25 protein-coding genes and 1 pseudogene are annotated in these 23,993 nt (G+C 61.4%); 9 read left to right on the forward strand and 17 right to left on the reverse strand.

The window, feature by feature from the left end:
* The 4 genes and pseudogenes from HBO10_RS31395 to HBO10_RS20645 form a co-directional block, all read right to left on the reverse strand.
* Positions 1-90 (reverse strand): annotated as a pseudogene (locus tag HBO10_RS31395) (outer membrane lipoprotein carrier protein LolA); the annotation flags it as partial.
* Between the two features lie 16 nt (positions 91-106).
* A complete protein-coding gene (locus tag HBO10_RS20635; RefSeq protein ID WP_003194328.1) occupies positions 107-271 on the reverse strand; it encodes a DUF2474 domain-containing protein in 165 nt (54 codons plus the stop codon).
* A 12-nt stretch (positions 272-283) separates the two neighbouring features.
* Positions 284-1,291: a cytochrome d ubiquinol oxidase subunit II gene (gene cydB / locus HBO10_RS20640; RefSeq protein WP_034126946.1), complete on the reverse strand. Its 1,008-nt coding sequence runs from the start codon at positions 1,289-1,291 to the stop codon at positions 284-286.
* Between the two features lies 1 nt (position 1,292).
* Positions 1,293-2,732 (reverse strand): cytochrome ubiquinol oxidase subunit I, encoded by a 1,440-nt coding sequence (locus HBO10_RS20645; protein ID WP_034126945.1) that lies wholly within the window; start codon positions 2,730-2,732, stop codon positions 1,293-1,295.
* Positions 2,733-3,049: 317 nt separating this feature from the next.
* Here HBO10_RS20645 and HBO10_RS20650 point away from each other — a divergent pair, with 317 nt between their 5' ends.
* Complete coding sequence (locus HBO10_RS20650) at positions 3,050-4,288, forward strand: MFS transporter (RefSeq protein WP_034126944.1); 1,239 nt, start codon at positions 3,050-3,052, stop codon at positions 4,286-4,288.
* A 136-nt stretch (positions 4,289-4,424) separates the two neighbouring features.
* Here HBO10_RS20650 and HBO10_RS20655 read toward each other — a convergent pair whose 3' ends face one another.
* The 4 genes from HBO10_RS20655 to HBO10_RS20670 all read right to left on the reverse strand — a co-directional run bounded on the left by HBO10_RS20655 (position 4,425) and on the right by HBO10_RS20670 (position 8,658).
* Positions 4,425-6,608, reverse strand: a complete 2,184-nt coding sequence (locus tag HBO10_RS20655) for a xanthine dehydrogenase family protein molybdopterin-binding subunit (RefSeq protein ID WP_034126943.1) — start codon at positions 6,606-6,608, stop codon at positions 4,425-4,427.
* A complete protein-coding gene (locus HBO10_RS20660; RefSeq protein WP_020301733.1) occupies positions 6,605-7,594 on the reverse strand; it encodes a xanthine dehydrogenase family protein subunit M in 990 nt (329 codons plus the stop codon). The genes HBO10_RS20655 and HBO10_RS20660 overlap by 4 nt, the downstream gene beginning before the upstream one ends.
* The gene (locus HBO10_RS20665) at positions 7,591-8,115 is read right to left on the reverse strand and encodes a (2Fe-2S)-binding protein (protein ID WP_034126942.1); all 525 of its coding nucleotides are present in this window, start codon (positions 8,113-8,115) and stop codon (positions 7,591-7,593) included. The genes HBO10_RS20660 and HBO10_RS20665 overlap by 4 nt, the downstream gene beginning before the upstream one ends.
* A 96-nt stretch (positions 8,116-8,211) precedes the next feature.
* A complete protein-coding gene (locus HBO10_RS20670) occupies positions 8,212-8,658 on the reverse strand; it encodes a DUF4879 domain-containing protein (RefSeq protein ID WP_034127050.1) in 447 nt (148 codons plus the stop codon).
* 188 nt (positions 8,659-8,846) lie between these two features.
* On the opposite strand from HBO10_RS20670, the gene HBO10_RS20675 reads away from it, so the two are divergent.
* Together HBO10_RS20675 and trmA are read left to right on the forward strand one after the other, a co-directional pair.
* A complete protein-coding gene (locus tag HBO10_RS20675) occupies positions 8,847-10,142 on the forward strand; it encodes an NCS2 family permease (RefSeq protein WP_003194342.1) in 1,296 nt (431 codons plus the stop codon).
* Positions 10,139-11,218 carry a tRNA (uridine(54)-C5)-methyltransferase TrmA gene (trmA, locus tag HBO10_RS20680; protein ID WP_034126940.1) on the forward strand — a complete coding sequence of 360 codons (1,080 nt, stop codon included), beginning with the start codon at positions 10,139-10,141 and terminating at the stop codon, positions 11,216-11,218. Before HBO10_RS20675 ends, trmA begins: the two co-directional genes overlap by 4 nt.
* 116 nt (positions 11,219-11,334) lie before the next feature.
* Here trmA and HBO10_RS20685 read toward each other — a convergent pair whose 3' ends face one another.
* From HBO10_RS20685 to HBO10_RS20695, 3 genes are all read right to left on the reverse strand, one after another.
* Positions 11,335-11,799, reverse strand: a complete 465-nt coding sequence (locus tag HBO10_RS20685; RefSeq protein ID WP_034126939.1) for a DUF2442 domain-containing protein — start codon at positions 11,797-11,799, stop codon at positions 11,335-11,337.
* The gene (locus HBO10_RS20690; protein WP_034126938.1) at positions 11,796-12,224 is read right to left on the reverse strand and encodes a DUF4160 domain-containing protein; all 429 of its coding nucleotides are present in this window, start codon (positions 12,222-12,224) and stop codon (positions 11,796-11,798) included. Before HBO10_RS20690 ends, HBO10_RS20685 begins: the two co-directional genes overlap by 4 nt.
* Positions 12,225-12,309: 85 nt before the next feature.
* Positions 12,310-12,537, reverse strand: a complete 228-nt coding sequence (locus HBO10_RS20695) for a hypothetical protein (protein ID WP_125919839.1) — start codon at positions 12,535-12,537, stop codon at positions 12,310-12,312.
* Positions 12,538-12,576: 39 nt separating this feature from the next.
* On the opposite strand from HBO10_RS20695, the gene aroQ reads away from it, so the two are divergent.
* Both aroQ and HBO10_RS20705 read left to right on the forward strand, forming a co-directional pair.
* Positions 12,577-13,023 (forward strand): type II 3-dehydroquinate dehydratase, encoded by a 447-nt coding sequence (gene aroQ / locus HBO10_RS20700; protein ID WP_019818037.1) that lies wholly within the window; start codon positions 12,577-12,579, stop codon positions 13,021-13,023.
* The gene (locus HBO10_RS20705; protein ID WP_161793229.1) at positions 13,020-13,871 is read left to right on the forward strand and encodes a shikimate dehydrogenase; all 852 of its coding nucleotides are present in this window, start codon (positions 13,020-13,022) and stop codon (positions 13,869-13,871) included. The genes aroQ and HBO10_RS20705 overlap by 4 nt, the downstream gene beginning before the upstream one ends.
* Before the next feature lie 135 nt (positions 13,872-14,006).
* Here HBO10_RS20705 and HBO10_RS20710 read toward each other — a convergent pair whose 3' ends face one another.
* Positions 14,007-14,672, reverse strand: a complete 666-nt coding sequence (locus HBO10_RS20710) for a TetR/AcrR family transcriptional regulator (protein WP_014720036.1) — start codon at positions 14,670-14,672, stop codon at positions 14,007-14,009.
* A 77-nt stretch (positions 14,673-14,749) separates the two neighbouring features.
* On the reverse strand, positions 14,750-16,651 hold the full coding sequence (gene quiC, locus HBO10_RS20715; RefSeq protein ID WP_034126936.1) for a 3-dehydroshikimate dehydratase QuiC: 1,902 nt from the start codon (positions 16,649-16,651) through the stop codon (positions 14,750-14,752).
* A 226-nt stretch (positions 16,652-16,877) separates the two neighbouring features.
* Here quiC and HBO10_RS20720 point away from each other — a divergent pair, with 226 nt between their 5' ends.
* The gene (locus HBO10_RS20720; protein ID WP_014720038.1) at positions 16,878-18,212 is read left to right on the forward strand and encodes an MFS transporter; all 1,335 of its coding nucleotides are present in this window, start codon (positions 16,878-16,880) and stop codon (positions 18,210-18,212) included.
* On the opposite strand, the gene HBO10_RS20725 is transcribed toward HBO10_RS20720, so the two are convergent.
* On the reverse strand, positions 18,213-19,091 hold the full coding sequence (locus HBO10_RS20725; protein WP_003194370.1) for a DMT family transporter: 879 nt from the start codon (positions 19,089-19,091) through the stop codon (positions 18,213-18,215).
* Positions 19,092-19,290: 199 nt separating this feature from the next.
* Here HBO10_RS20725 and HBO10_RS20730 point away from each other — a divergent pair, with 199 nt between their 5' ends.
* The 3 genes from HBO10_RS20730 to HBO10_RS20740 are packed head-to-tail and all read left to right on the forward strand — an operon-like array spanning position 19,291 to position 21,612.
* Positions 19,291-19,704, forward strand: coding sequence for a lipoprotein (locus tag HBO10_RS20730; protein WP_034126935.1), 414 nt, complete (start codon positions 19,291-19,293; stop codon positions 19,702-19,704).
* Between the two features lie 45 nt (positions 19,705-19,749).
* Positions 19,750-20,637, forward strand: a complete 888-nt coding sequence (locus HBO10_RS20735) for a neutral zinc metallopeptidase (RefSeq protein WP_014720040.1) — start codon at positions 19,750-19,752, stop codon at positions 20,635-20,637.
* The gene (locus HBO10_RS20740; protein WP_034126934.1) at positions 20,638-21,612 is read left to right on the forward strand and encodes a hypothetical protein; all 975 of its coding nucleotides are present in this window, start codon (positions 20,638-20,640) and stop codon (positions 21,610-21,612) included.
* Between the two features lie 132 nt (positions 21,613-21,744).
* On the opposite strand, the gene HBO10_RS20745 is transcribed toward HBO10_RS20740, so the two are convergent.
* From HBO10_RS20745 to HBO10_RS20755, 3 genes are all read right to left on the reverse strand, one after another.
* Entirely contained in the window at positions 21,745-22,332 is a 588-nt protein-coding gene (locus tag HBO10_RS20745; protein ID WP_034126933.1) for an HAD family hydrolase, read from the reverse strand.
* The gene (tesB, locus tag HBO10_RS20750) at positions 22,329-23,198 is read right to left on the reverse strand and encodes an acyl-CoA thioesterase II (protein WP_014720043.1); all 870 of its coding nucleotides are present in this window, start codon (positions 23,196-23,198) and stop codon (positions 22,329-22,331) included. Before tesB ends, HBO10_RS20745 begins: the two co-directional genes overlap by 4 nt.
* Positions 23,199-23,357: 159 nt before the next feature.
* Entirely contained in the window at positions 23,358-23,927 is a 570-nt protein-coding gene (locus tag HBO10_RS20755; protein WP_014720044.1) for a GNAT family N-acetyltransferase, read from the reverse strand.
* Between the last annotated feature and the right edge of the window lie 66 nt (positions 23,928-23,993).

Below are 23,993 nucleotides of genomic sequence, written 5' to 3' on the forward strand. Positions count from 1 at the left end.
TATTGTAGGAGCGAGCTTGCTCGCGAAAAACCTGAGAACACCGCAGGGCGTCAGGCACCCCGCGTTATCGTTGACGTTTTTCGCGAGCAAGCTCGCTCCTACAGTGTCAATGCGTGCTCAGGCCTGCCGCATTCATGAACATGCGCATCAGGCTGGCCACCACGAACAGGGCCAGCACGCTGCCGGTCCAGATCATCGCCAGCCACCCCAGGCGCCGCCACAACGGCTGCTTCTCGGCCTGTTCAATCTCATGCAACGAAGGTTTTGACATGGTTCAACCCTCCTAGTGATAGCCGTCTTCGTGGGTGACCTTGCCGCGGAACACGTAGTAGCTCCAGAAGGTATAGCCCAGGATAAACGGGATGATGAACAGCGTACCCACCAGCATGAAGCCCTGGCTTTGCGGCGGCGCGGCGGCATCCCAGATCGACACGGACGGCGGGATGATGTTCGGCCACAGGCTGATCCCCAGCCCGCTGTAGCCGAGGAAAATCAGCACCAGCGTCAACAGGAACGGCGTGTAGTGCGCATTACGTGCCACGGCGCGGATCAGCCCGTACATGGTGACCAGCACCAGGATCGGCACCGGCAGGAACCAGAACAGGTTCGGCAAGGTGAACCAGCGCGAGGCGATTTCCGGATGGGTCAGCGGCGTCCAGATGCTGACGATGCCGATCACCGCCAACACTACAAACGCCAAAGGCCGCGCCAGATTGTGCATCTGCTCCTGCAACTTGCCTTCGGTCTTCATGATCAGCCAGGTGCAGCCGAGCAAGGCATACGCCACGATCAGCGCCACGCCGCAGAACATCGTGAAGGGTGTGAGCCAGTCCAGTGAGCCGCCGGCGAACTGGCGATCCACCACCGGAATACCGTCGATAAAGGCGCCCAACGCCACCCCCTGGAAGAAGGTCGCCGCCAGCGAGCCGCCAATAAACGCCTTGTCCCACAGGTGACGCTTGTGGTCCTTGGCCTTGAAGCGGAACTCAAAGGCCACGCCGCGGAAGATCAGGCCGATCAGCATCAGGATCAGCGGCAGGTACAGCGCCGACAACACCACCGAATAGGCCAGCGGGAACGCGCCGAACAACGCCGCGCCCCCGAGTACCAGCCAGGTTTCGTTGCCGTCCCATACGGGCGCCACGGTGTTCATCATTACGTCACGGTCGACTTTGCCCGGAACAAACGGGAAAAGAATGCCGATCCCCAGGTCGAAGCCGTCCATGACCACGTACATCATGATGCCGAAGATGATGATCACGGCCCAGATCAGCGGAAGATCAATACCCATCTCAATTCCCCTTGTGCTGGATGTGGTCGTGGTCGTTATCACTGCCATCGTCGGCAGCAGACAACGGACGCGCGGGGGTGCGTTTCTGGCCGGGGCCACCGTGGGCGGGCTCGGTACTGTCGTGGGTCACGGGGCCTTTGCGCACCAGGCGCATCATGTAGCCCAGGCCCGCGCCGAACAGCGCGAAGTACACCACCACGAACAACACCAGGGTAATGGTCATCTGCGTCAGGCTATGCCCGGAGGAGGCATCTGCCGTGCGCATCAACCCGTAGACCACCCAGGGCTGGCGACCGATTTCGGTGGTGAACCAACCGGCAAGAATCGCAATCAGCCCAGACGGGCCCATCCACAGCGCCAGGTACAGGAACGGTTTGGAGGTGTACATTTTGTCGCCCCGGCGCAGCCACAGGCTGAACAGACCGGTGAAGATCATCAGGAACCCCAGGCCGACCATGACCCGGAACGACCAGAACACAATGGTGGAGTTGGGACGGTCCTCAGGCGGGAAATCCTTGAGCGCCGGCACCTGCTTGTCCAGGGAGTGAGTCAGGATCAGGCTGCCCAGGTACGGAATCTCGACCGCGTATTTGGTTTTCTCGGCTTGCATGTCCGGCCAACCGAACAAAATCAGCGGCGTGGGCTCGTTGCCGATATTTTCCCAGTGGCCTTCAATCGCGGCGATCTTGGCCGGTTGATGCTTGAGGGTATTGAGGCCGTGGAAGTCGCCGATCACCGCCTGGATGGGCGCAACGATCAGGGCCATCCACATCGCCATCGAGAGCATTTTGCGGATCGCCGGGTTGTCCTTGCCGCGCAGTAAATGCCAGGCCGCCGACGAGCCGACGAAGAACGCCGTGGCAACAAAAGCAGCCGTGGCCATGTGCATCAGGCGGTAGGGGAACGACGGGTTGAAGATCACCGCCAGCCAGTCGGTCGGTATTACGCGGCCATCGATGATTTCAAAGCCCTGGGGCGTCTGCATCCAGCTGTTGGAGGCAAGAATCCAGAACGTGGAGATCAACGTACCCACGGCCACCATCACCGTGGCGAAGAAGTGCAGCTTGCGCCCCACCTTGTTCCAGCCGAACAACATCACGCCCAGGAAACCGGCCTCGAGGAAGAAGGCCGTGAGCACTTCGTACGTCAGCAATGGCCCGGTGACGGCACCGGCGAAGTCCGAGAAGCGGCTCCAGTTGGTACCGAACTGGTAGGCCATGACCAAGCCCGATACCACCCCCATGCCGAAGTTGACGGCAAAGATCTTCGACCAGAAGTGGTAGAGGTCACGGTAGGTGTCGTTGTGGGTCTTGAGCCACAAGCCCTCCAGCACCGCAAGGTAACTGGCCAGGCCGATGGTGATCGCCGGGAACAGGATGTGGAATGAGATGGTGAACGCGAATTGAATTCGGGCGAGATCTAGCGCCTCCAAACCGAACATAAGTCTTCCTCTGTCAGGTAATACCGGCTGCTGGCTGGGAGCCTGCACCCACTGCCCCCACGGATATGGAGTGTGGCGAATTTCAATTCGTTTCTTTTATTACCCATCGCGTGGGGAATCTGGCCTTGCGGCCGCCAGAACAATCCCGGGGCAGGTTTTGATCTGGATCAAGCATCGTTGAAAGAGTAGTCCCATTTTTGCTGTAGGACTGTGTGGTCTTTTGCCGCGTGACAGCTTGCCTCAGCCCTGTTCTTGCAACTATTTGTTACAGCTTGATGCTAATCTCGCCATTCCCCCGCTCCTGACCTGAATTTCCGATGCCCAGTGAACCTGCGTTGCTGCTACGTCACCACCGTCCTTTCATCGCGTTCTGGCTGGCGCGGATCTTTACCGCCAGCGGCTTCCAGATGCTCACCGTGGCAATCGGCTGGAACCTCTACCAACTGACCGGCAACGTGCTGGACCTGGGCCTGGTTGGCCTGGTGGAATTCGTGCCGCGCGTGCTGTTCATGCTGCACACCGGGCACGTGGCTGATCGCTATGAACGCCGCCGGGTCGCTGCCATCTGCCAGACCTTGCAGGCGCTGATCGCCTTGTCCCTGGCCATCGGCGGCCTGACCGGCAACGTGACCCGCGAGATGATCTTTATCCTCGCCTTCCTGCTGGGCGCCGCGCGATCGTTTGAAATGCCCACCACCCAGGCGCTCTTGCCCAGCATCGTGCCCAGCGCGCTGTTCCCCCGCGCTGTGGCCGCCTCGCAATCGGCCCAGCAACTGGCGACCATCGTCGCACCGGCCGTGGGCGGTTTGCTTTACGCGTTTGGCAGCGTGTGGGTGTTCGGCCCCACCGTGGCGCTGTACCTGATCGCCTGCGTGCTGACACTTAACCTGCCCGCACGCCAGACTCCGCTGAACAAAGCCAAGGCCACCCTGGACTCGCTGCTGGCCGGCATACGCTTTATCCGCAGCCGCCCGGACATTCTTGGCGCCATCTCCCTGGACCTGTTTGCCGTGCTGCTGGGCGGCGCCACCGCGCTGTTACCGGTGTTCGCCAAGGACATCCTGCTGACCGGTGCCTGGGGCCTGGGCCTGCTGCGGTCGGCCCCGGCCGTGGGCGCATTGCTGATGTCACTGTGGCTGGCGCGGTTCTCAGTAGACCGCAAGGTGGGCCGCGTGATGTTCACCGCCGTCGGCGTGTTCGGGGTGGCAACCATCGCCTTCGGCCTGTCGACTTCGTTCTGGTTTTCACTGGCGGTGCTGGTGGTACTGGGCGCGGCAGACATGATCAGCATGGTGATCCGTGCATCGTTCGTGCAGTTGGAAACGCCAGATGAAATGCGCGGGCGAGTGAGTGCGGTCAATGGCCTGTTTATCGGTGCGTCCAATCAATTGGGCGAATTCGAATCCGGGATTACCGCCCACTGGTTTGGCACCGTGCCTGCGGTGGTGATGGGCGGGGTTGGCACCCTGGTGGTGACCGGGGTGTGGATCAAGCTGTTCCCGACCCTGGCCAACCGGGATCGCATGCATGTGCCGGTGGAAGAAACCAAGCCATAGGCTTCACCGCCATACCCTGTGGGAGCCGGGCTTGCCCGCGATAGCGGTGTATCAGGCAACTTTCTGGTGGCTGATACACCGCTATCGCAGGCAAGCCAGCTCCCACACTGGAACTTCATTGGTCTGACGGTTTGGGCTATAGCACCTTATCCAAGGTAATCGGAAACTCCCGAACCCGCTTGCCGGTGGCATGGTAAACCGCATTCGCCACCGCCGCCGCTACCCCGACAATGCCGATTTCCCCCACGCCCTTGGACCCGAGCGCATTGACGATCTCGTCGTGCTCTTCGACAAACAGCACGTCAATCTCGCCAATATCGGCGTTCACCGGGATGTGGTACTCGGCCAGGCTGTGGTTCATGTAACGCCCCAGCTCATGGTCGACCTGGGTCTCTTCATGCAGGGCCATGCCAATGCCCCACACCACGCCGCCAAGGATCTGGCTGCGGGCCATCTTGGGGTTGACCACGCGCCCCGCGGCAATGGCGCTGACCACACGGCTGACCTTGATGGTGCCCAGGTCTTCATCAACCCGCACCTCGACAAACACCGCCGAATGGGTCGCGCAGGCATAGCCCTGGCGCTTCTTGTCCGGCTCGCTGTCAACCTGTGCTTGCAGCACCTCCTCACCGCTGTCCTTGACCAGTTGCGCCAACGAAACACTCACATCACCGGCATGCAGTTGGCCCTCTTCAAACCGCACGGCTTCGGCGTCCTTGAACACCGGGTAGGTCTGCCGGGCGACCTGGAGCAACTTGGCATTCAGCGCTTCACAGGCTTGCTGCACCGCCGTACCCACCGAGGACACGGTAAACGAGCCGCCCTGCAACGGCGCGGTGGGCAACGACGAATCGCCCAGCACAAAACGCACGTCGGCCATCGCCACGCCGCTGGCCTGGGAGGCGATCTGGGTCATCACCGTGTAGGTGCCAGTGCCAATGTCGGTGGTGGCGCTGCTGACGGTGAGCTTGCCCTGCGCGTCGAGGCGCGCCTTGGCGCTGGCTTTCATCTGCATGGCCTCCCACACGCCGCCGGCCATGCCCCAGCCGATCAGTTGGCGGCCGTCACGCATGCTGCGCGGTTCCGGGTTGCGCTGGTGCCAGCCGAAGCGTTCAGCGCCCTCGCTGTAGCACTCGCGCAGGGCCTTGCTCGACCAGGGTTTGTCTTCGTTCTGGTTACGTTCGGCGTAGTTGATCAGGCGCAATTGCACCGGGTCGATGGCCAGGGCACACGCCAGTTCGTCCATGGCGCACTCCAGGCCGAGCACGCCTAGTGCGGCGCCGGGGGCACGCATGTCCAGCGGGGTAAACACATCCAACGGCGCCAACTTGTACGTCAGTTGCACGTTGTCGCAGTGGTAGAGCATGCCGCTCCACTCCACCACGTGCTCGCTGAAATCCTCAAAGCGCGACGTCTGGCCAATCGCGGTATGCCCCAACGCCAGCAAGCGCCCATTGGCGGCGGCGCCCATCTGCAAACGCTGCAAGGTGCGCGGACGATAGCCGAAGGTGAACATCTGCTGGCGCGTCAGGGTGACCCGCACTGAACGCTTGAGCGCCATGGCCGCCATCACCGCGAGCGGCAACTGGTATTGCGGGCGCAGGCCCGAACCGAAGGCACCGCCGACGAAAGCAGCGAAGATGCGCACCTGGCGCTTGTCCAGGCCGAAGACTTTTTGCACATAGGCCTGGCAGTTCTGCGGGCCCTGGGTCTTGTCGTGGATATGCAGAGTGCCGTCGGACTGATACAGCACGGTGCTGGCGTGGGGTTCCATCGGGTTGTGATGCTCGATGGGCGTGCTGTAGTGCAGGTCCAGACTGATTGCGGCACCGGCCCATTCAGCCTCGAAGTTGCCTCGCGGTTTAGGTGGGGTCTGGGGCGACGGGTGCGCCGTCGCTTGCTGGGTGAGCAGGTCGGTTTCGAAGGTTTCGGGCACGTAGTCGATCTGCACCAGCGAGCCGGCATGCCGCGCCAGTTCGAGGTTATCGGCAATCACCAGGGCCAGGGGCTGGCCGCTGTAGAGCACGCGGTCGTTATACAACGGGCGAAAAGGCGAGCCATCGGCCGCATCGGCATCGGCGAACGCCTCGTCATAGCTGGCGATTTTCGGCCGGTTGAGGTGATGGATCACGTCCACTACACCGGGCAAGGCCAACGCCTTGGACGCATCGATGCGCACCACCCGGCCTTTGGCGATAGTGCTCGACACCACGCTGCCATGCAGCAGGCCGTCCTCGGGAAATTCACCGGCATAGCGCGCTTGGCCGGTGACCTTGAGCAGACCGTCGACGCGGTCCAGGGGTTTGCCGATGGCGCTCATGGCTGTTCTCCTGCGACGGCGGCGTCGCTCAGGGCACGAATGATTGCTCGCCGCGCCAGCTTGACCTTGAAGCCGTTGTGTTCCAACGGTTCGGCGTCTTGCAGCAGGGCGTCGGCGGCGGCGCTGAAGGTTTCGCGGCTGACCGTGCGGCCAATCAGCAAGGCTTCCACTGCGCGGTCACGCCAGGGTTTATGCGCCACACCGCCCAAGGCCAGGCGGGCGTCGATGATTTCATCGCCGTCCAGTTCCAAGGCGGCGGCCACCGAAACCAAGGCAAAGGCATAGGAGGCACGGTCACGGATTTTCAGGTAATGGCTGTGGCGGGCCAGGTGATCGGCGGGCAGCTCAATGGCCGTGATCAGCTCATCGTCGGCCAATTGGTTGTCACGTTGCGGCGCATCGCCTGGCAATCGATGGAAGTCGGCGAACTCGATCACCCGCGCACCGCCACGTCCCTCTACATGCACCCGCGCCGCAAGCGCCGCCAGGGCCACGCACATGTCCGATGGATGGGTGGCCACGCACTGTTCACTGGCGCCGAGGATCGCATGGATACGGTTCAAACCGTTGCGCGCCGGGCAGCCGCTGCCGGGCTGGCGCTTGTTGCACGGTACCGCGGCGTCGTAGAAGTAATAGCAACGGGTGCGCTGCAACAGGTTGCCGCCGGTACTGGCCATGTTGCGTAACTGCGGGGACGCCCCGGCGAGGATGGCCTGGGACAGCAACGGGTAACGCTGCTCAATGAGTGGGTGCCAGGCCAGGTCGGCGTTGCTCACCAGCGCACCGATACGCAGGCCACCCTCGGCGGTCTCTTGAATGTCATGCAGCGGCAAGCCGGTGATGTCGATCAGGTGCTCGGGATGGCTGATGTTTTCCTTCATCAGGTCCAGCAGGTTGGTACCACCGGCGATAAAGCGCGAGGCGGCGCTGCTCATCTGAACGGCCTGCTGCACATCGGTCGGCCTGCTGTAGTGGAAGGGATTCATGACTCACCTCCCTGGCGCCGGCAGGCCGGCAGCGCGTCTTCGATGGCATCGCGGATGTTGTTGTAGGCGCCGCAGCGGCACAGGTTGCCGCTCATCAATTCCTGGATCTGCGCACGGTCGTGGGCGCGGCCTTCATTGGCCAGGCCCACGGCAGAACAGATCTGGCCGGGGGTGCAATAGCCGCACTGGAAAGCGTCGTGCTGGATAAAGGCCTGTTGCATGGGATGCAGTTGGTCGCCGTCGGCCAGGCCTTCGATGGTGGTCAATTCGGCGCCGTCGCACATCACGGCCAGGGTAAGGCAGGCATTCACGCGTTTGCCGTCACGCAACACGGTGCAGGCGCCGCACTGGCCGTGGTCGCAGCCTTTTTTGCTGCCCACCAGGTCCAACTGTTCACGCAGCAAGTCCAGCAAGGTGGTCCAGGGCAACACGTTCAGTTGGCGATCCTGGCCGTTGAGTGTCAGGCGTATCGGGTGGGCGACGAACGGCTGGGCCGCCGCGCCATTGGGGGTCGCGCTCATAAACACCTCACGGGTTGGTGTACGTCCGCGGCGCTCAGAAAAATCGCCGTCTTAGGGGTACGACTTCCCGGGGTTTTGAGCGTTCAAGATGATTGATCAGCGGATATTGAGCTGGGCTTTCAGGGTGTTTTGCGGCGGGTTGATCGAGGTATTGGTGAATTCGAACCAGCCCTGGGCCTGGACGTTCAGGTCGAACACATAGATGTAGCCCATCAGGGTGCCCACGCCGTTGCACGCCTCACTGATGTTGCCGACCTGGCACACCGCTGTGCGTTGCCCATTCAACTCCGCGCCGTTGAAGCGGCCCATGGGGCTGTTGCCCAGGCCCACTTCCATCACCGAGACCTGGGTGGGCCCGCGGTGCTCGCACATCTGGGTGGTGTTGACCCGCTCCGGGATCGCTTCGCTGCAGTTGGCCGATTCCACCTTGAACACCCGCACCTCGCTCAAGGCCGGTGCAGCCGCGCCCCATGCCGGTGCCGCGCCCAGCCACAGGCTGATACTGGCGATCAGAGCTAGACTCCACGGGTTGGCTTTTTTCATGCTGTCGGTGACCGGCTGTTGAACGTCGGCGCAGTATGCCTCAAGCCCATGCGCCACACAGCCTCGGCTGCTGGTATGATGCGCCGCTTTTTCCGATCCTCTCTGAAACCACAAGCGTTTGGCGCAGTTTGTGCTTTGACTTAGAGGTCAACAAATCACGACGCACACTAGCGTCACAGGGAGCCGGCATGCTGGAAAAGCTGTTTCAACTCAAAGCCCACAACACCAATGTGCGCACCGAGATTCTCGCGGGGATCACCACCTTCCTGGCCATGGCCTACATCCTGTTCGTGAACCCGAGCATCCTCGGCGAGACCGGCATGGACAAGGGCGCGGTGTTTGTCGCCACCTGCCTGGCGGCCGCCATCGGTTCGACCGTGATGGGCCTGATCGCCAACTACCCGATTGCCCTGGCACCGGGCATGGGTCTCAACGCCTTCTTCACCTACACCGTGGTCCTGCACATGGGCCACACCTGGCAGGTGGCGCTGGGCGCGGTATTCATTTCGGCGGTGCTGTTTTTCCTGCTGTCGATCTTCCGCATTCGTGAATGGATCATCAACGCCATCCCGCTGCCGCTGCGCTCGGCGATTGCCGCCGGCATCGGCCTGTTCCTGGCGCTGATCGCCCTGCATAACGCCGGTATCGTGGTGAGCAACCCGGCCACCATGGTTGGCCTGGGCGACCTGAAACAACCGGCGCCGATCCTGGCCACCTTGGGTTTCGTGCTGATCGTCGCGCTGGAAGCCCTGGCCGTACGCGGCGCGGTGCTGATCGGCATCCTGGCGGTGACCGTCGCCTCCATCGTCCTGGGCTTCACGCCGTTCATCGGTGTGACCTCGGTACCGCCGTCCCTGGCGCCGACCTTCCTGCAGCTGGATATCAAGGGCGCGCTGGACATCGGCCTGGTCAGCGTGATCTTCGCCTTCCTGTTCGTTGACCTGTTCGACAACTCCGGCACCCTGATCGGCGTCGCCAAGCGCGCCGGCCTGATGGGCAAGGACGGCCATATGCCGAAAATGGGCCGTGCACTGATCGCCGACAGTACCGCTGCCATGGCCGGTTCCCTGCTGGGCACCTCGACCACCACCAGCTACATCGAATCGGCTGCAGGCGTGAGCGCCGGTGGCCGTACCGGCTTGACCGCCATCGTGGTAGCGATCCTGTTTTTGCTGGCGCTGTTCTTCTCGCCATTGGCCGCCAGCGTGCCGGCCTATGCCACCGCGCCAGCCTTGCTGTTTGTGGCGGTGCTGATGAGCCAAGGCCTGGCCGAAATCGACTGGGACGACATTACGGTGGCAGCGCCGGTGGTGATCACCGCCCTGGCGATGCCCTTCACTTACTCCATCGCCAACGGCATCGCCTTCGGTTTCATCGCCTGGACCGCCATCAAGCTGCTTTCGGGCCGCTACCGTGAGCTGAACCCGGCACTGGTGATCCTGTCGATCCTGTTCGTGATCAAGCTGGGCTGGTTCAACGCATGACTTTTGACGCCGCAAGCTACACCGCTCAACTGCAAGACAAGGTCACGCGCCTGCGTGACCTGCTGGCACCGTTCGACGCGCCTGAGCCGCAGGTCTTCGACTCGCCGCTGCAGCACTTCCGCCTGCGTGCGGAGTTCCGCCTGTGGCGCGAAGGCGGCGAGCGCCACTACGCGATGTTCTCCCAGGAGGACAAGCGCACGCCGATCCTCATCGAAGACTTCCCCATCGCCAGCCAGCGCATCAACCAGTTGATGCCGCAACTCAAGGCCGCCTGGCAAGCCAGCGCTGCCCTGAGCCACAAGCTGTTCCAGGTGGAGTTCCTCACCACCCTGGCCGGCGACGCGATGATCACCCTGTGCTATCACCGCCCGCTGGACGAACATTGGCACACCGCCGCGAACAAATTGGCCGCTGAGCTGAATGTGAGCATCATCGGCCGCTCCAAGGGCAAGCGCGATGTGATCGGCCACGACTACGTGGTGGAGAAACTCGACATCGGTGGGCGCACCTTCAGCTATCGCCAACCCGAAGGCGCGTTCACCCAGCCCAACGGCACGGTGAACCAGAAGATGCTCAACTGGGCCTACGAAGCGCTGGGCGATCGCCCGGACGATTTGTTGGAGCTGTACTGCGGCAACGGCAACTTCACCCTGCCGCTGGCGACCCGCGTGCGCAAGGTGCTGGCCACCGAGATCAGCAAGACCTCAGTGAATGCGGCCCTGAGCAACCTGGATGAAAATGGCGTGGATAACGTCAACCTGGTGCGCCTCTCTGCCGAAGAACTCACCCAAGCCCTGAACGAAGTGCGCCCGTTCCGCCGCCTGCACGGCATCGACCTGAAAAGCTACGAGTTCGGTAGCGTCTTCGTCGACCCGCCCCGCGCTGGCATGGACCCGGACACCTGCGAGCTGACCCGGCGCTTCGACAACATCCTGTACATCTCCTGCAACCCGGAGACGCTGGCGGCGAATATCGCGCAACTGCACGACACGCACCGGATCACCCAGTGTGCAATGTTTGACCAGTTCCCGTGGACGCACCATATGGAGTCGGGCGTGTTGCTGACCCGCCGATAAACCTGTGGGTTGTAGGAGCGAGCTTGCTCGCGAAAAACGTCAACGATAACGCGTGCTTCCTGGATGAACGCGGTGCCTGTGGGGTTTTCGCGAGCAAGCTCGCTCCTACTGTTTATTCAAGTGTCTGTTGTCTCTGGGGGCTGCGGTACTTCCTTGCGTGGCCGGCCCCCCTTCTTGCCATTGGCCCGGGCCGCTGCGGTCTTGGCCGCGCTGCTTTTGCGACCATTGCGCGATGCCACCAGGCTGGTTGCCAGGTCCATCAGCGGCTGGCTTGTAGCGATCAACCCAGTGATCGAAACATCCAGGTCCTGCGCTTCACAGCTAATCGCCTTGCCTCCGAAAGTCACTTCCAACTGCTGGAAATCCTTCTCTGAAAACCCTTCGAACTCCGGCAGGCCAGCCACCGGCAACACAACGCGGCTGCCATCGCTGAAGCCAATGGAGAGGCAATCGTTTTCATAACGTACGTTACTGGCGTTGGCGTACAGGCGTTTCAACCTGCGTCCTCGGGCGATTGCCTTGTCAACGTCGGCTTCAGTGAGAGGTACATAAGGTGTGACTTTGGCTTTTATGATTTTCATAAATTAATCCCCACGCAATCTGGCGCTCTTACCAGATTCAAAATAGTCCGTTGCGCTATGACATCGTGCCTGGCGCCGGCGATGACATAGACGCCGTGTCGAATGACCAATCCTGGAACCAACTCACCAGCGTCCCAATTCCAGGAATGATTCTCCAGGCAAACCGTCTGCAGTTTTTCCCACCAAATCCTGCGTGCCCGCGCCAAGTAGTGCCGCTGCATGATCGCCCCGCGTATCTCCTTCAGAAGTGCTGTGGGTGGCCGCCTCCGTTCAGGCTCTACATCCCACAACTCAACTTCCCCATCCAGGAAACTGAAACGAAACCGCGCATCCCATCCCTTGCCCCTGACATGCACATGGGGCGGGCAATGCTCATCCCTGATAAACACCGAAATGACATAGCCTTTGTAAGCACCTACTCTCATCGTAACCCATCCGTTAGGTTATTTTCCGTCAGGTAACAATTTCCCTCTGCACACCCGACAACCGGCTCCTATTCCCGAAGCTGATTCACAGATTAGTAACCACAAAAAAACCGGCGAATGCCGGGTTGTAACCAGTGATGCCAACGACTGGAACGACCCGGCCAATGCTCGAAAGTCCTCCTCGTTCAGCAACCTCCCGCAATACTTCAACCGAATGCACATCAGCCAGTGATCCAGCAATTGCATTGATTAAACGTTCGATCACCGAACAGATCCGCAGCCATCCATTGACCAAATTAACCAACCAGTACATTTTGACTCCACAACCAATAAGAACTGTGGAGAAGCCTCTATGCCGCCCATCGTGCTGGTGCTTAACGGCCCCAATCTCAACCTGCTCGGCACCCGCGAGCCTGCCACTTATGGCCATGAAACCCTGGCCGACATTGCCGCCCTGTGTGGTCGCAGCGCCGACAAGCTCGGGCTGAAGATCGAGTTTCGCCAGACCAACCACGAGGGCGAATTGCTCGACTGGATCCACGGCGCCCGCAACCGCTGCGCGGGTATTGTGATCAACCCGGCGGCCTGGACTCACACTTCGGTCGCGATCCGCGATGCCCTGGTGGCCAGTGAAGTGCCGGTGATCGAAGTGCATTTATCCAACGTGCATGCCCGTGAAGCCTTTCGTCATCACTCGTTTGTGTCACCGATCGCCCAGGCCGTGCTGGCCGGGTTTGGCAGCCATGGCTACCACCTGGCACTGGAACATTTCAGCCTGACGCTGAAGGGACGCACCTGATGAAACCACGCATTCTCGCCGGCCTGATCGGCGCCGGTATCCAGGCCTCACGCACCCCGGCACTGCATGAGCAGGAAGGCGACGCCCAGGGCTTGCGCTACCTGTATCGCCTGATCGACCTGGAGCCGCTGCACCTGGACCTCAACGCCCTGCCGGAATTACTACGGGCCGCCGAGCTGATGCACTTCACCGGGCTGAACATTACCTACCCGTGCAAGCAGGCGATCCTGCCTTTGCTCGATGAGCTCTCCGATGAAGCCAGGGGCATTGGTGCGGTCAACACCGTAGTGTTCAAGGGCGGCAAACGCATCGGTCATAACACCGACTGCCTGGGGTTCGCCGAAGGTTTTCGGCGCAACTTGCACAACGTACCGCGCCAACGCGTGGTGCAGATGGGCGCCGGTGGTGCGGGCGCGGCAGTGGCCCATGCACTGTTGGCAGAAGGCGTGAAGCACTTGAGCATCTTCGATGTCGACCGCACTCGCGCCCAGAACCTTGTGGATAGCCTTGCCCAGCAGTTCGGCGTCGGTCGCGCTCAGGTCGGCAGCCACTTGGAAAGCGCCATGGCCGAGGCCGATGGCCTGGTGAACACCACGCCGATGGGCATGGCCAAGCTGCCCGGCACGCCTGTGCCTGCGGCGTTGTTGCGGGCTGAATTGTGGGTGGCGGAAATTGTGTACTTCCCGCTGGAAACCCAACTGCTGCGCGACGCGCGCGCCTTGGGTTGCCGTACCCTGGATGGCGGCAATATGGCGGTGTTTCAGGCGGTGAAGGCGTTTGAGTTGTTCAGCGGCGAAGTGGCGGATGCAGACAGAATGCTGGCACACTTCCAGAGCATGAATATCTAGGGATGCAACCCCATCATGATCGTTCCCACGCTCTGCGTGGAAACGCCTCACGTGACGCTCCGCGTCACGACTTTGACAGCAGACGCAGAGCGTCCATGTCGGCATTCCCACGCAGTGCGTGGGAACGATCAGTTCTCAGGCTTGCAGGTAGCGCAACACCGACTCGCAAATCATTTCCCGATGGCGCTGCTTGATCGCCTCATCCGACAGCTCGATCTGGAAAATCTCGCTGAAGGTGTGCCGGTTGGACACCCGGTAGAAACTGAACGAGTTGATCAGCAAGTGCACATCCAGCGGCTCCAGCCCTTCGCGAAACAGCCCCAGCTCAGCCCCGCGGCGCAAGGTCTCCCCCAGCCCTTCCAGGATTTTGCTGTTCATCGCCTTGATGGTCTCGGTGCGCTTGACGTACTCGGCGTTGTGGATATTTTCGATGCTGACGATGCGCACGAAATCCACGTTCTGGTCGTGGTGATCGAAGGTGAACTCCACCAACCGGCGAATCGCCTCACGCGGCTCCAGGGCCGTGAGGTTCATGCGGGTTTCGGTGTTGCGGATATCGCCGTAGAGCTTCTCCAATACCTCGACGTATAACTGCTCCTTGCTGCCGAAGTAGTAATAGATCATGCGCTTGGAAGTGTGGATGCGCTCGGCGATGGCGTCTACGCGAGCGCCGGCCAGGCCCTGTTGAACAAACTCGACAATGGCTTCCTGGAGAATATTCTCCCGGGTCTTTTCCGGATTGTTCTTGCGACTCTTGCGCGGTGCGTCAGCTACCGCGGGGAGATCGGGACTCGAGGTCATGGTGCGCTCACGGCCATTGTTGTGCAGGCGCTGATTATGGGCCGCGGCGCTCCCCGAAGGAAGCACCTGCCTTGCGGTTATAGCCGAGCCTGGCGTACCGCCCCACTGCGCGACTTGGCCATCGCCGCCAGACGCACCGCCACGTTGGCAGCGCCGTAGCCGGCATAGCCATTCTTGCGCTGGATGATCTCGAAGAAAAACCGCCCCTCGAACGCCTCGGTGTACACATGAAACAACTCACCGCCCTGGGCGTCGCGATCGTACAGCACGTTGTAATACGCCAACTCACTGAGGAACTCATCGTCGAAATCGAAGCGTGCCGCCAGGTCGTCGTAATAGTTGAGCGGGATATCCAGCAACGGCACACCGGCCTCTTTGGCCCGGCGTACCTCGGCGAAAATATCCGCGCAATCGAAGGCAATGTGGTGCACGCCCGAACCGCGATAGCTGGAGAGCGCGTGGGAAATCGCCGTGTTGCGGTTTTCGGAGATATTCAGCGGCAGGCGAATCGAACTGCAACGGCTGCGCAATGCGCGGCTTTTCACCAGGCCGTAGGGGTCGGGCAGGACCACTTCGTCATCGGCTTCGAAATCCAGCAGGCTTTTGTAGAACAGCACCCAACTGTCGAGGCTGTCGGCCGGCAGCGCCATGGCCATATGGTCGATGCGCAGCAAGCCGCCACTGGCGGGTGCAGCCGTTTGCAGGTTGAAATCGGTGTCGTACAGCCCGCCTTCGCTGGGGTCGACCAGGTAAATCAGGCTGCCATCCGGTGCACGCACGGCGGCCAATTCCAGCTCGTTGGGGCCGACCAGGCCGCGATAAGGCTGGCCCTTGTAGGCCACCGCCCGCTCCAGGGCCTTGGCACTGTCCTTGACCCGAATTGCCGTGGCGCACAGCGACGGGCCGTGGGCCTCGAAAAAGTTGTGGGCGAAGGAATAGGGTTCGCAGTTGAGGATCAGGTTGATGTCACCCTGGCGCAACAGGCTCACATTCTTGGAGCGATGCTGGCCGGCCCTGGCGAAACCCAGGCGTTCCAACCAGTGGGTCAGTTTGGCGCCGAGGCTTTCGTCCACGGCAAATTCAAGAAACTCGATACCGTCGTATTCGCTGGCCGCCGGAGTTTCAAACAGGATATCCACGGGCGCAGCGGGGGCTTCTTCAGCCAGGCGCTGGCGGGTTTTTTCTTCCAGGTACAACAGTGACCGCAAGCCATCCGCCGCATTCGCGCGGGTCGGCGCAGCACGAAAACCGTCATTGAAAATTTCCAGGGACAACGGCCCGGTGTAGCCACTCTGGATGATCGGCGCGAGAAAGCCCGCCAGGTCAAATTCGCCCTGGCCTGGGAAGCAGCGGAAATGCCGGCTCCACTCCAGCACATCCATGGCCAGGATCGGCGCGTCGGCCATTTGCACAAAGAAAATCTTGTCGCCGGGGATCTGCGCGATGCCACTCGGGTCGCCCTTGAGCGACAAGGTGTGGAAGCTGTCGAGCAACACACCGAGGCTTGGGTGATCGACCTGGCGCACCAGGTTCCACACCTGCTGCCAGGTGTTCACATGCTTGCCCCAGGCCAACGCTTCATAGCCGATGCGCAGGCCGCGCTTGCCCGCGTGTTCGGCCAGCAGGCTCAGGTCATCGAGCAGAATGCGTTCGTCACCCACGCTGTCGGCCGAGGCATTGCTGCACACCAATACCAGATCGGTGCCCAGTTCCTGCATCAAATCGAATTTGCGTTCGGCACGCTCCAGGTTGCGTGCCAGGCGATCACGGCGGCAGCCTTCGAAGTCGCGAAACGGCTGGAACAGGGTGATGGCGATGCCGAGGTCGGCGCACATCTGCCGGACTTCCCGAGGGCTGCCGTCGTAATACAACAAGTCGTTCTCAAAGATCTCCACCCCATCAAACCCGGCGGCGGCAATGGCTTCGAGTTTTTCCGGCAGGGTGCCGCTCAAGGACACAGTGGCAATAGAACGTTGCATGGAAGACTCCCGGCAATTGTTGTTTGTGGCAAATTATTCGCCCCCAGCCTACAGGCAGCAATTAAAATGTACGAACCGGTTAGTTTTTGGTGCGATTATCGAACACTAAGCCTCTTTGGCGAATTGACGACTTTTTAACCACTGCGCACCATCGACCGGGCAATTCGTTCACGTAACAAAGACCCAGAACACATCATAAGAATTTCAAAAAACGGGTACAAACCTCATGCCTCTGCAAAATTCAGCCCTGGCCGCGCGCCCGGGCAACCCGCACGCCGGCATCGGCGACAAGATCCGCGGTGCCCTGGCCGTGGGTAAAACGCGCTGGGGCATGCTGGCCCTGGTGTTCTTCGCCACCACCTTGAACTACATCGACCGCGCCGCCCTGGGCGTGATGCAACCGATCCTCGCCAAGGAAATGAGCTGGACGGCGATGGACTACGCCAACATCAACTTCTGGTTCCAGGTCGGCTACGCCATCGGCTTTGTGCTGCAAGGCCGCTTGATCGACCGGGTCGGCGTCAAGCGCGTGTTCTTCTGCGCCGTGCTGCTGTGGAGCCTGGCCACCGGCGCCCATGGCCTGGCCACCTCGGCGGTGGGCTTTATGGTCTGCCGGTTTGTCCTCGGGCTGACCGAAGCCGCCAACTACCCGGCCTGCGTCAAGACCACACGCTTGTGGTTCCCGGCGGGTGAACGGGCAGTGGCCACCGGCATCTTCAACGCCGGCACCAACGTCGGCGCGATGATGACGCCCATGCTGCTGCCGTTGATCCTGCACGTGTGGGGCTGGCAGGCAGCGTTCCTGTGCATGTCGGCACTCGGCGGTATCTGGCTGGTGCTCTGGGGCTTGAAGTACTACAACCCGGAAGACCACCCCACCGTTAAACAATCCGAACTGGACTACGTGCAACAGGAAGTCGAGCCGGAACAACCCCGCGTGCCGTTCAGCCGCATCCTGCGCATGCGCGGCACCTGGGCCTTCGCCCTTGCCTACTCGCTCACTGCGCCGGTGTTCTGGTTCTACCTGTATTGGCTGCCGCCGTTCTTGAACCAGCAATACAACCTGGGCATCAACGTGACCCAGATGGGCATTCCGCTGATCATCATTTACCTCACCGCCGACTTTGGCAGCGTGGGCGGTGGGATCCTGTCGTCATTCCTGATCGGCCGTGGGATGAACTCGATCAAGGCGCGGCTGTTGTCGATGTTGCTGTTCGCCTGCTGCATCGTCGGCGTGATCATGGCGGCCGGCTCCAGCCAGCTGTGGGTCGCGGTGTTCGCCATCTCCCTGGCCATCGGCGCGCATCAGGCCTGGACCGCCAACATCTGGAGCCTGGTGATGGACTACACGCCCAAGCACATGATGAGCACGGTGTTCGGTTTCGGCGGCATGTGCGCGGCCATCGGCGGCATGTTCATGACCCAGATCGTCGGCCATATCCTCACGGTGACCAACAACAACTACACGGTGTTGTTCACCCTGATCCCGGCGATGTACTTCATCGCACTGGTGTGGATGTACTTCATGGCGCCGCGCAAGATCCCCACGGTAGACGTTTAACTAACGCCGCCGCTGCTGCCAGGCAGCGGCCAACCCGCTCATGCAGATCACCCCGATACCCACCACCGTGGTCATATCGGGGGTATGGCTGAACACCAGCCAGCCCAACAACCCCGCAAACACGATCTGGCAATAGCCAAACGGCGCCAGCAAGGCCGGCGCCGCGAAGCGGAACGCCTGGGTGAGCATCAGGTGCGCGGTCATCCCGCAGGTGCCCAGCGCCAGCATCATCACCGCGTGCCACAACGTCGGCACTTGCCAGAAGAACGGCACCATCGCACTCATCACCAAGGTGTTGCACAGGCCGGCGAAGAAGTTGCTGGTAGTCGGGCTGTCGTATTGGCTGAGGATGCGCGTGAGCAACTGGTAGAAGCAGAAGAACAGCGCCGAGCACAGCGGCAGCAGTACCGCCGGGGTAAACAGCTCGCCGCCGGGGTGGATAATGATCACCACGCCGATAAACCCGCAGATCACCGCCAGCCACTGGCCACGGGTCACGTGCTCACCGAGCAACGGCACCGACAGCGCCGTCACCAGGATCGGCGCAAGGAAGTTCACCGCTGTAGCTTCGGCCAACGGGATGTAATGCAGCGCTGTGGTGAAGAACAGGCTGGTGCCCAACAGGCATAACGCCCGCACCACCTGCATGCCCGGCCGCTTGCTGCGCAACACGCGCAAGCCCGATTGCGGCAGGAAGATCCCGGCCATCAGCAAGGTGTGCACCATGTACCGCGCCCACACCACCATCACGATCGGGTAAAACCCGGCCAGGTATTTGGACAAGGCGTCGTGGCTGGAGAACAGGAACGTCGCCAGCACAATCAGCAGGATGCCTTTGAACGGATGGTTGACGCCGGAGAGCGGGGTACTGACAGTCATTGAATTCTCTTGTGTGGCGAGCGGGACGCTGAGCGCTGAACCAAGTCGCGCTCAACCCGGTAATCTAGCAGCCGGGCCGGAGTCTGCCCCAAGAGCATAACCAAACACCGGGCGAACAGCGCACTAAATCGATGGATCCGAGTCCAACGCTGCACGCTCGCCCCGGCGTTGCACACTTTTTAACCAAGGCCTTGCCGCTATGAAAAAAATCCTCTTTGCCCTGTCTGCCCTCGCCCTGCTCGCCGCCTGCGATAAAACCCCGAAAGAAGCCCCCAAGCCCGCGCCCGCCTCCGTGCAAGCGACCCTGGTGCCCGAAACCCCGCCCACCGATAAATGGGTCGGCAAGTGGGTCGGCGTCGAAGGCTTGCACCTGACCATCGCCAAGGACGACAGCATTGGCCGCGGCCACTACCTTCTCACCATGCAATATGGCCTGGACGCCGATGACGCCGGCACCTTCAAAGGTGAGGCCGCTGAAGACGGCATCGCCTTCACCCGCCCCGACGGCCCGCAGTTGTTGCGCGCTGGCGATGGCGCTGCCACCGGCTTGAAGTGGCTGGCAGATAAAAAAGACTGCCTGATCGTCGCCACTGGCGAAGGCTATTGCCGTTAATACCGACCATAATCAATCACGGTTAGCACACAGAGGATTGCTCCCATGCTATGGAAAAAAGGCCGACGCAGCGACAACGTGGTAGATGCCCGTAACGACAGTGGCGGCGGCGGTGGCGGTATGCGCTTCGGCGGCGGCAAGGGCCTGAGCCTCACGGCCATCGTGCTGATCGTCGGCATTGGCTGGCTGACCGGCCAGGACCCGATGCAGATTCTTGGCCAATTGACCGGCCAGATGGAACAGGCGCCGTCGGTCAGCACCCAGCCGCGTCAAGCGCCGCCAGCCAACGATGAGCAAGCCGACTTTGTGCGCGCCGTGCTGGGCGATACCGAAGACACCTGGGGCCAGGTGTTCCAGGAAAATGGGCTGGCCTATAAGAACCCGAAACTGATCCTGTTCCGTGGCCGGGTGAACTCAGCCTGTGGTGGCGCCACCTCGGCCAGCGGCCCGTTTTACTGCCCGGCTGACCAGCAGGTGTACCTGGACCTGGATTTTTTCCGGGAAATGTCGCAACGCTTCCAGGCCGCCGGTGATTTCGCCCAGGCCTACGTGATCGCCCACGAAATCGGGCACCACGTACAAACGTTGCTGGGCATCTCGTCCAAGATCCAGGCAGCGCGCCAACAGGGTCGGCAGATGGAAGGCGACGGTGGCCTGCTGGTTCGCCAGGAACTGCAAGCCGATTGCTTTGCCGGCGTGTGGGCCAACCATGCGCAAAAACGCCTGAACTGGCTGGAACCCGGTGATATCGAAGAGGCCCTGAACGCAGCCAATGCCATCGGCGATGACCGCTTGCAGCAACAGGGCCAGGGGCGCGTGGTACCAGACTCGTTCACCCACGGCACCTCGGCCCAGCGCGTGCGCTGGTTCAAGACCGGCTTCGCCCAGGGCCAGATCACTCAATGCGATACCTTCGCGGCCAAGAGTCTCTAAATGATCAAACGATTGGGGTTGCTGCTGGGTGTGCTCGTGTCCTGTTGCACCTTCGCGGCTGAACACGGCGTCAAGGTGGTCAGCCCCGATCGCTTTCATCTGGAGGCCGGAGACCTCAGCCTGGGCCTGAGCCAGGATTGGGGCCAGCCGCTGCCCAAGGTCACGCGCGCATTGATCATCGTGCATGGCCGCCTGCGCAATGCGCAGACCTACCTGCAAAGCGGCATCGACGCCGCCGAGCATGCCGAGGTGGGCGGCAGTACGCTGGTGATCGCGCCGCAGTTTCTCAATCAAGCCGACGTGAAGCGCAACCACCTGGGCGACGAGGTAGTGCGTTGGAAGGGTAACGACTGGATGGCCGGCGAAGCGTCCACCGGCCCAGGGCAGATCAGCTCTTATGGCGCTCTGGACCAGATCATCAAGCACTTGGGCAACCGCAAACTGTTCCCGGCACTGAAAGAAATCGTGGTCGCCGGGCATTCCGGTGGCGGCCAAGTGGTGCAGCGCTTCGCCCTCACCGGCCACGACCACCCGTTGCTGAACACCGAGGGCATCCGCCTGCGGTATGTGGTGGCCAACCCGTCGTCCTATGCTTACTTCAGCCCGCAACGCCCGGTGACGTTCGACATTGCCAATTGCCCAGGCTTCAACGACTGGAAGTACGGCATGCAAAACCTGCCGAATTACGTGGGTGACCGAGGTGCCCAGCAACTGGAACAAGACTACGTCTCACGCGACATCACTTACCTGTTGGGCCAGCAGGACACCGACCCCAACCACCCGGCATTGGATAAAAGCTGCGAAGCCGAAACCCAGGGTGCGTATCGACTGCTTCGTGGCCACAACTACTTTGACTACCTCAAGCAGCGGAATCCGCAGTTGGGCCACCGGCAGGTAGAAGTGCCGGGGGTGGGGCATGACGGGGATAAGATGTTTACCTCGCCAGAGGGGGAAAAGGTACTGTTCGCCCAGTAGCACCTGAAGGAACCCCATCAAAATGTGGGAGCTGGCTTGCCTGCGATGACGGACTGTCAGTTGATAAAGTGTCAGCTGACCCAACGCTATCGCAGGCAAGCCAGCTCCCACATTTGCTCTCTGTCGCCCGGCTTAGATCATTCGGCGCAGCGCCGCACAATCCTCGGCATGCCAATCCGCCAATTCCGGCCAAGGGTTCTCCGGCAAGTTCACCAACACCGTCCTGGTGCCCGCTGCCCGGCCACAATCCAGGTCAAAGCGATAATCCCCGACCATCACCATTTCGCGGGGTGCTACGTCCCAAGCCGCCGCCAGTTTCAGCAACCCACCGGGATCCGGCTTGTGCGGCGCATCATCGCGCCCCAGCACGTCCTCAATGGCAAAGCAGTCCGCCAGGCCTATCGCCTCCAGGGTGATATGGGCCAGCTCCCGCGCATTACGGGTCAGGATCCCCAAGCGATAACCGCGCCCGGCCAATTCGCGTACCAGCTCAACGGCACCTTCGGCCGCAATGGAACCCAGCGCCAGCTCGCGCTCATGCTCCAGCAACCAGGCATGTTTGGCCTCCGCGACATCTGCCGGCAATGCCGCGAGGTGCGTGAGAATGTCGTCTTCAGGCGGGATCTGCAGCGCCACGCGGATAGCCGCAAAATCATGCACCGCCACCGTGAGGGTGCCGTCCATGTCGAACACCCAGTGCTTCACGTCGCAGAGGCTCATGCCCAATCCTTGCGATGGCGAATCAAACCTTCCTGGGTCACCGACGCCACCAGTTGCCCGGCGCGGTTGTACACGCTGCCCCGGGAGAAACCCCGGGAGTTGCCAGCCCACGGGCTGTCCATGGCGTACAGCAACCAGTCATCGGCACGCAGGTCGGCGTGGAACCACAGCGCGTGATCGAGGCTGGCGACCTGCATGTCTTTCTGCCACACGGTCTTGCCATGGGGCAGCAACGAGGTGGTCAACAGGCCGAAGTCCGAGGCGTAGGCCAACAGGTATTTATGCAACGCCGGCGTGTCCGCCAAGGCACCGTCGGCACGAAACCACACGTACTTGACCGGGTCGGACGGCTGCGGGTTGAACGGGTCTTTTTCGGTGACCGGGCGCACTTCGATGGGCTTTGGGCACAGCAGCTTGTCGCGCATGTGCTCGGGGATCAGGTGCGCACGTTGCTGGGTCAGCTCCAGCTCCGACGGCAGGTTTTCCGGGCCCACTACCACCGGCATGGTGGTCTGGTGCTCGAAGCCTTGTTCGTCGTACTGGAACGAGGTCGTGCAGGTGAAGATCGGATTACCCTTTTGAATCGCGGTGACACGACGCGTGCTGAAACTGCCACCGTCGCGCACGCGGTCCACCGAATACACCACCGGCAACGCGGCATCGCCAGGGCGCAGGAAATAACCGTGCAGGGAATGCACATGCCGCGCTTCTTCTACGGTCTGGCTGGCCGCCGACAGCGACTGGCCGAGCACTTGGCCGCCGAACAGTTGGCGAAAGCCCAGGTCCTGGCTGCGGCCGCGAAAGAGGTTTTCCTCGATCGGCTCCAGGGTCAGCAAGTCCACCAGATCTTCCAATACTTGGCTCATTGAAACTCTCCTCAAAGCAAAACGGTATCCACCTGTAGGAGCGAGCTTGCTCGCGAAGGTCGTTAACGATGACGCAGCGCTTCTGGTTTACCGCAGCGCTCTTGCGTTCTTCGCGAGCAAGCTCGCTCCTACGGGTTTCTGTTGAGCATGACCGCCTGCTTATCCGTGCAGCGTGTCCAACCATTGGGCGCGGGTGATGCGGTACAAAACATGCGGTCGCAGCGGGTCACCGGCTGCGACTTTCGGGTGTTCAAAATCTGCCTGCGGATCGTAATGCATACCGATGGCCTGCATGACTTTTTGTGAGGGCAGGTTGCTCTCGGTGGTGAAGGCCAGGATTTCGTCCAGTTGCAAGCGGTCAAAACCACAGCGCAACGCTGTCCAGGCGGCCTCACTGGCATAACCCAGCCCCCAATGTTCGCGGGCCAGGCGCCAGCCGATTTCCACCGCCGGGGTAAAGCCGGCTTCAAAGCTGACATTCGCAAGCCCGGTCAGGCCGATAAATTCGCCCGTGTCCTTGCGCTGCAATGCCCAAAAACCAAAGCCATATTCAGCAAAATGCCCGCGAATCCGGCCGATCAACGCGGCGCTTTCCAAGTGGCTCAATTGAGCCGGAAAGTAGCGCATCACCTGCGGGTCGGCGCACATGCGCGCAAAGTCCGGCAGGTCGCTGTCGCGCCATTGGCGAAGCACCAAGCGTGCACTTTCCAATTCCAGTATCGGCTCCATGGGGCCCCCCTGCCTTGCCATGTGCGTGAGTGTACAGCGCTGTTAAGATCCGTCGCAGGTTCCCGT

This window comes from Pseudomonas sp. WS 5503 (assembly GCF_012985385.1).
Taxonomy (GTDB): domain Bacteria; phylum Pseudomonadota; class Gammaproteobacteria; order Pseudomonadales; family Pseudomonadaceae; genus Aquipseudomonas; species Aquipseudomonas paracarnis.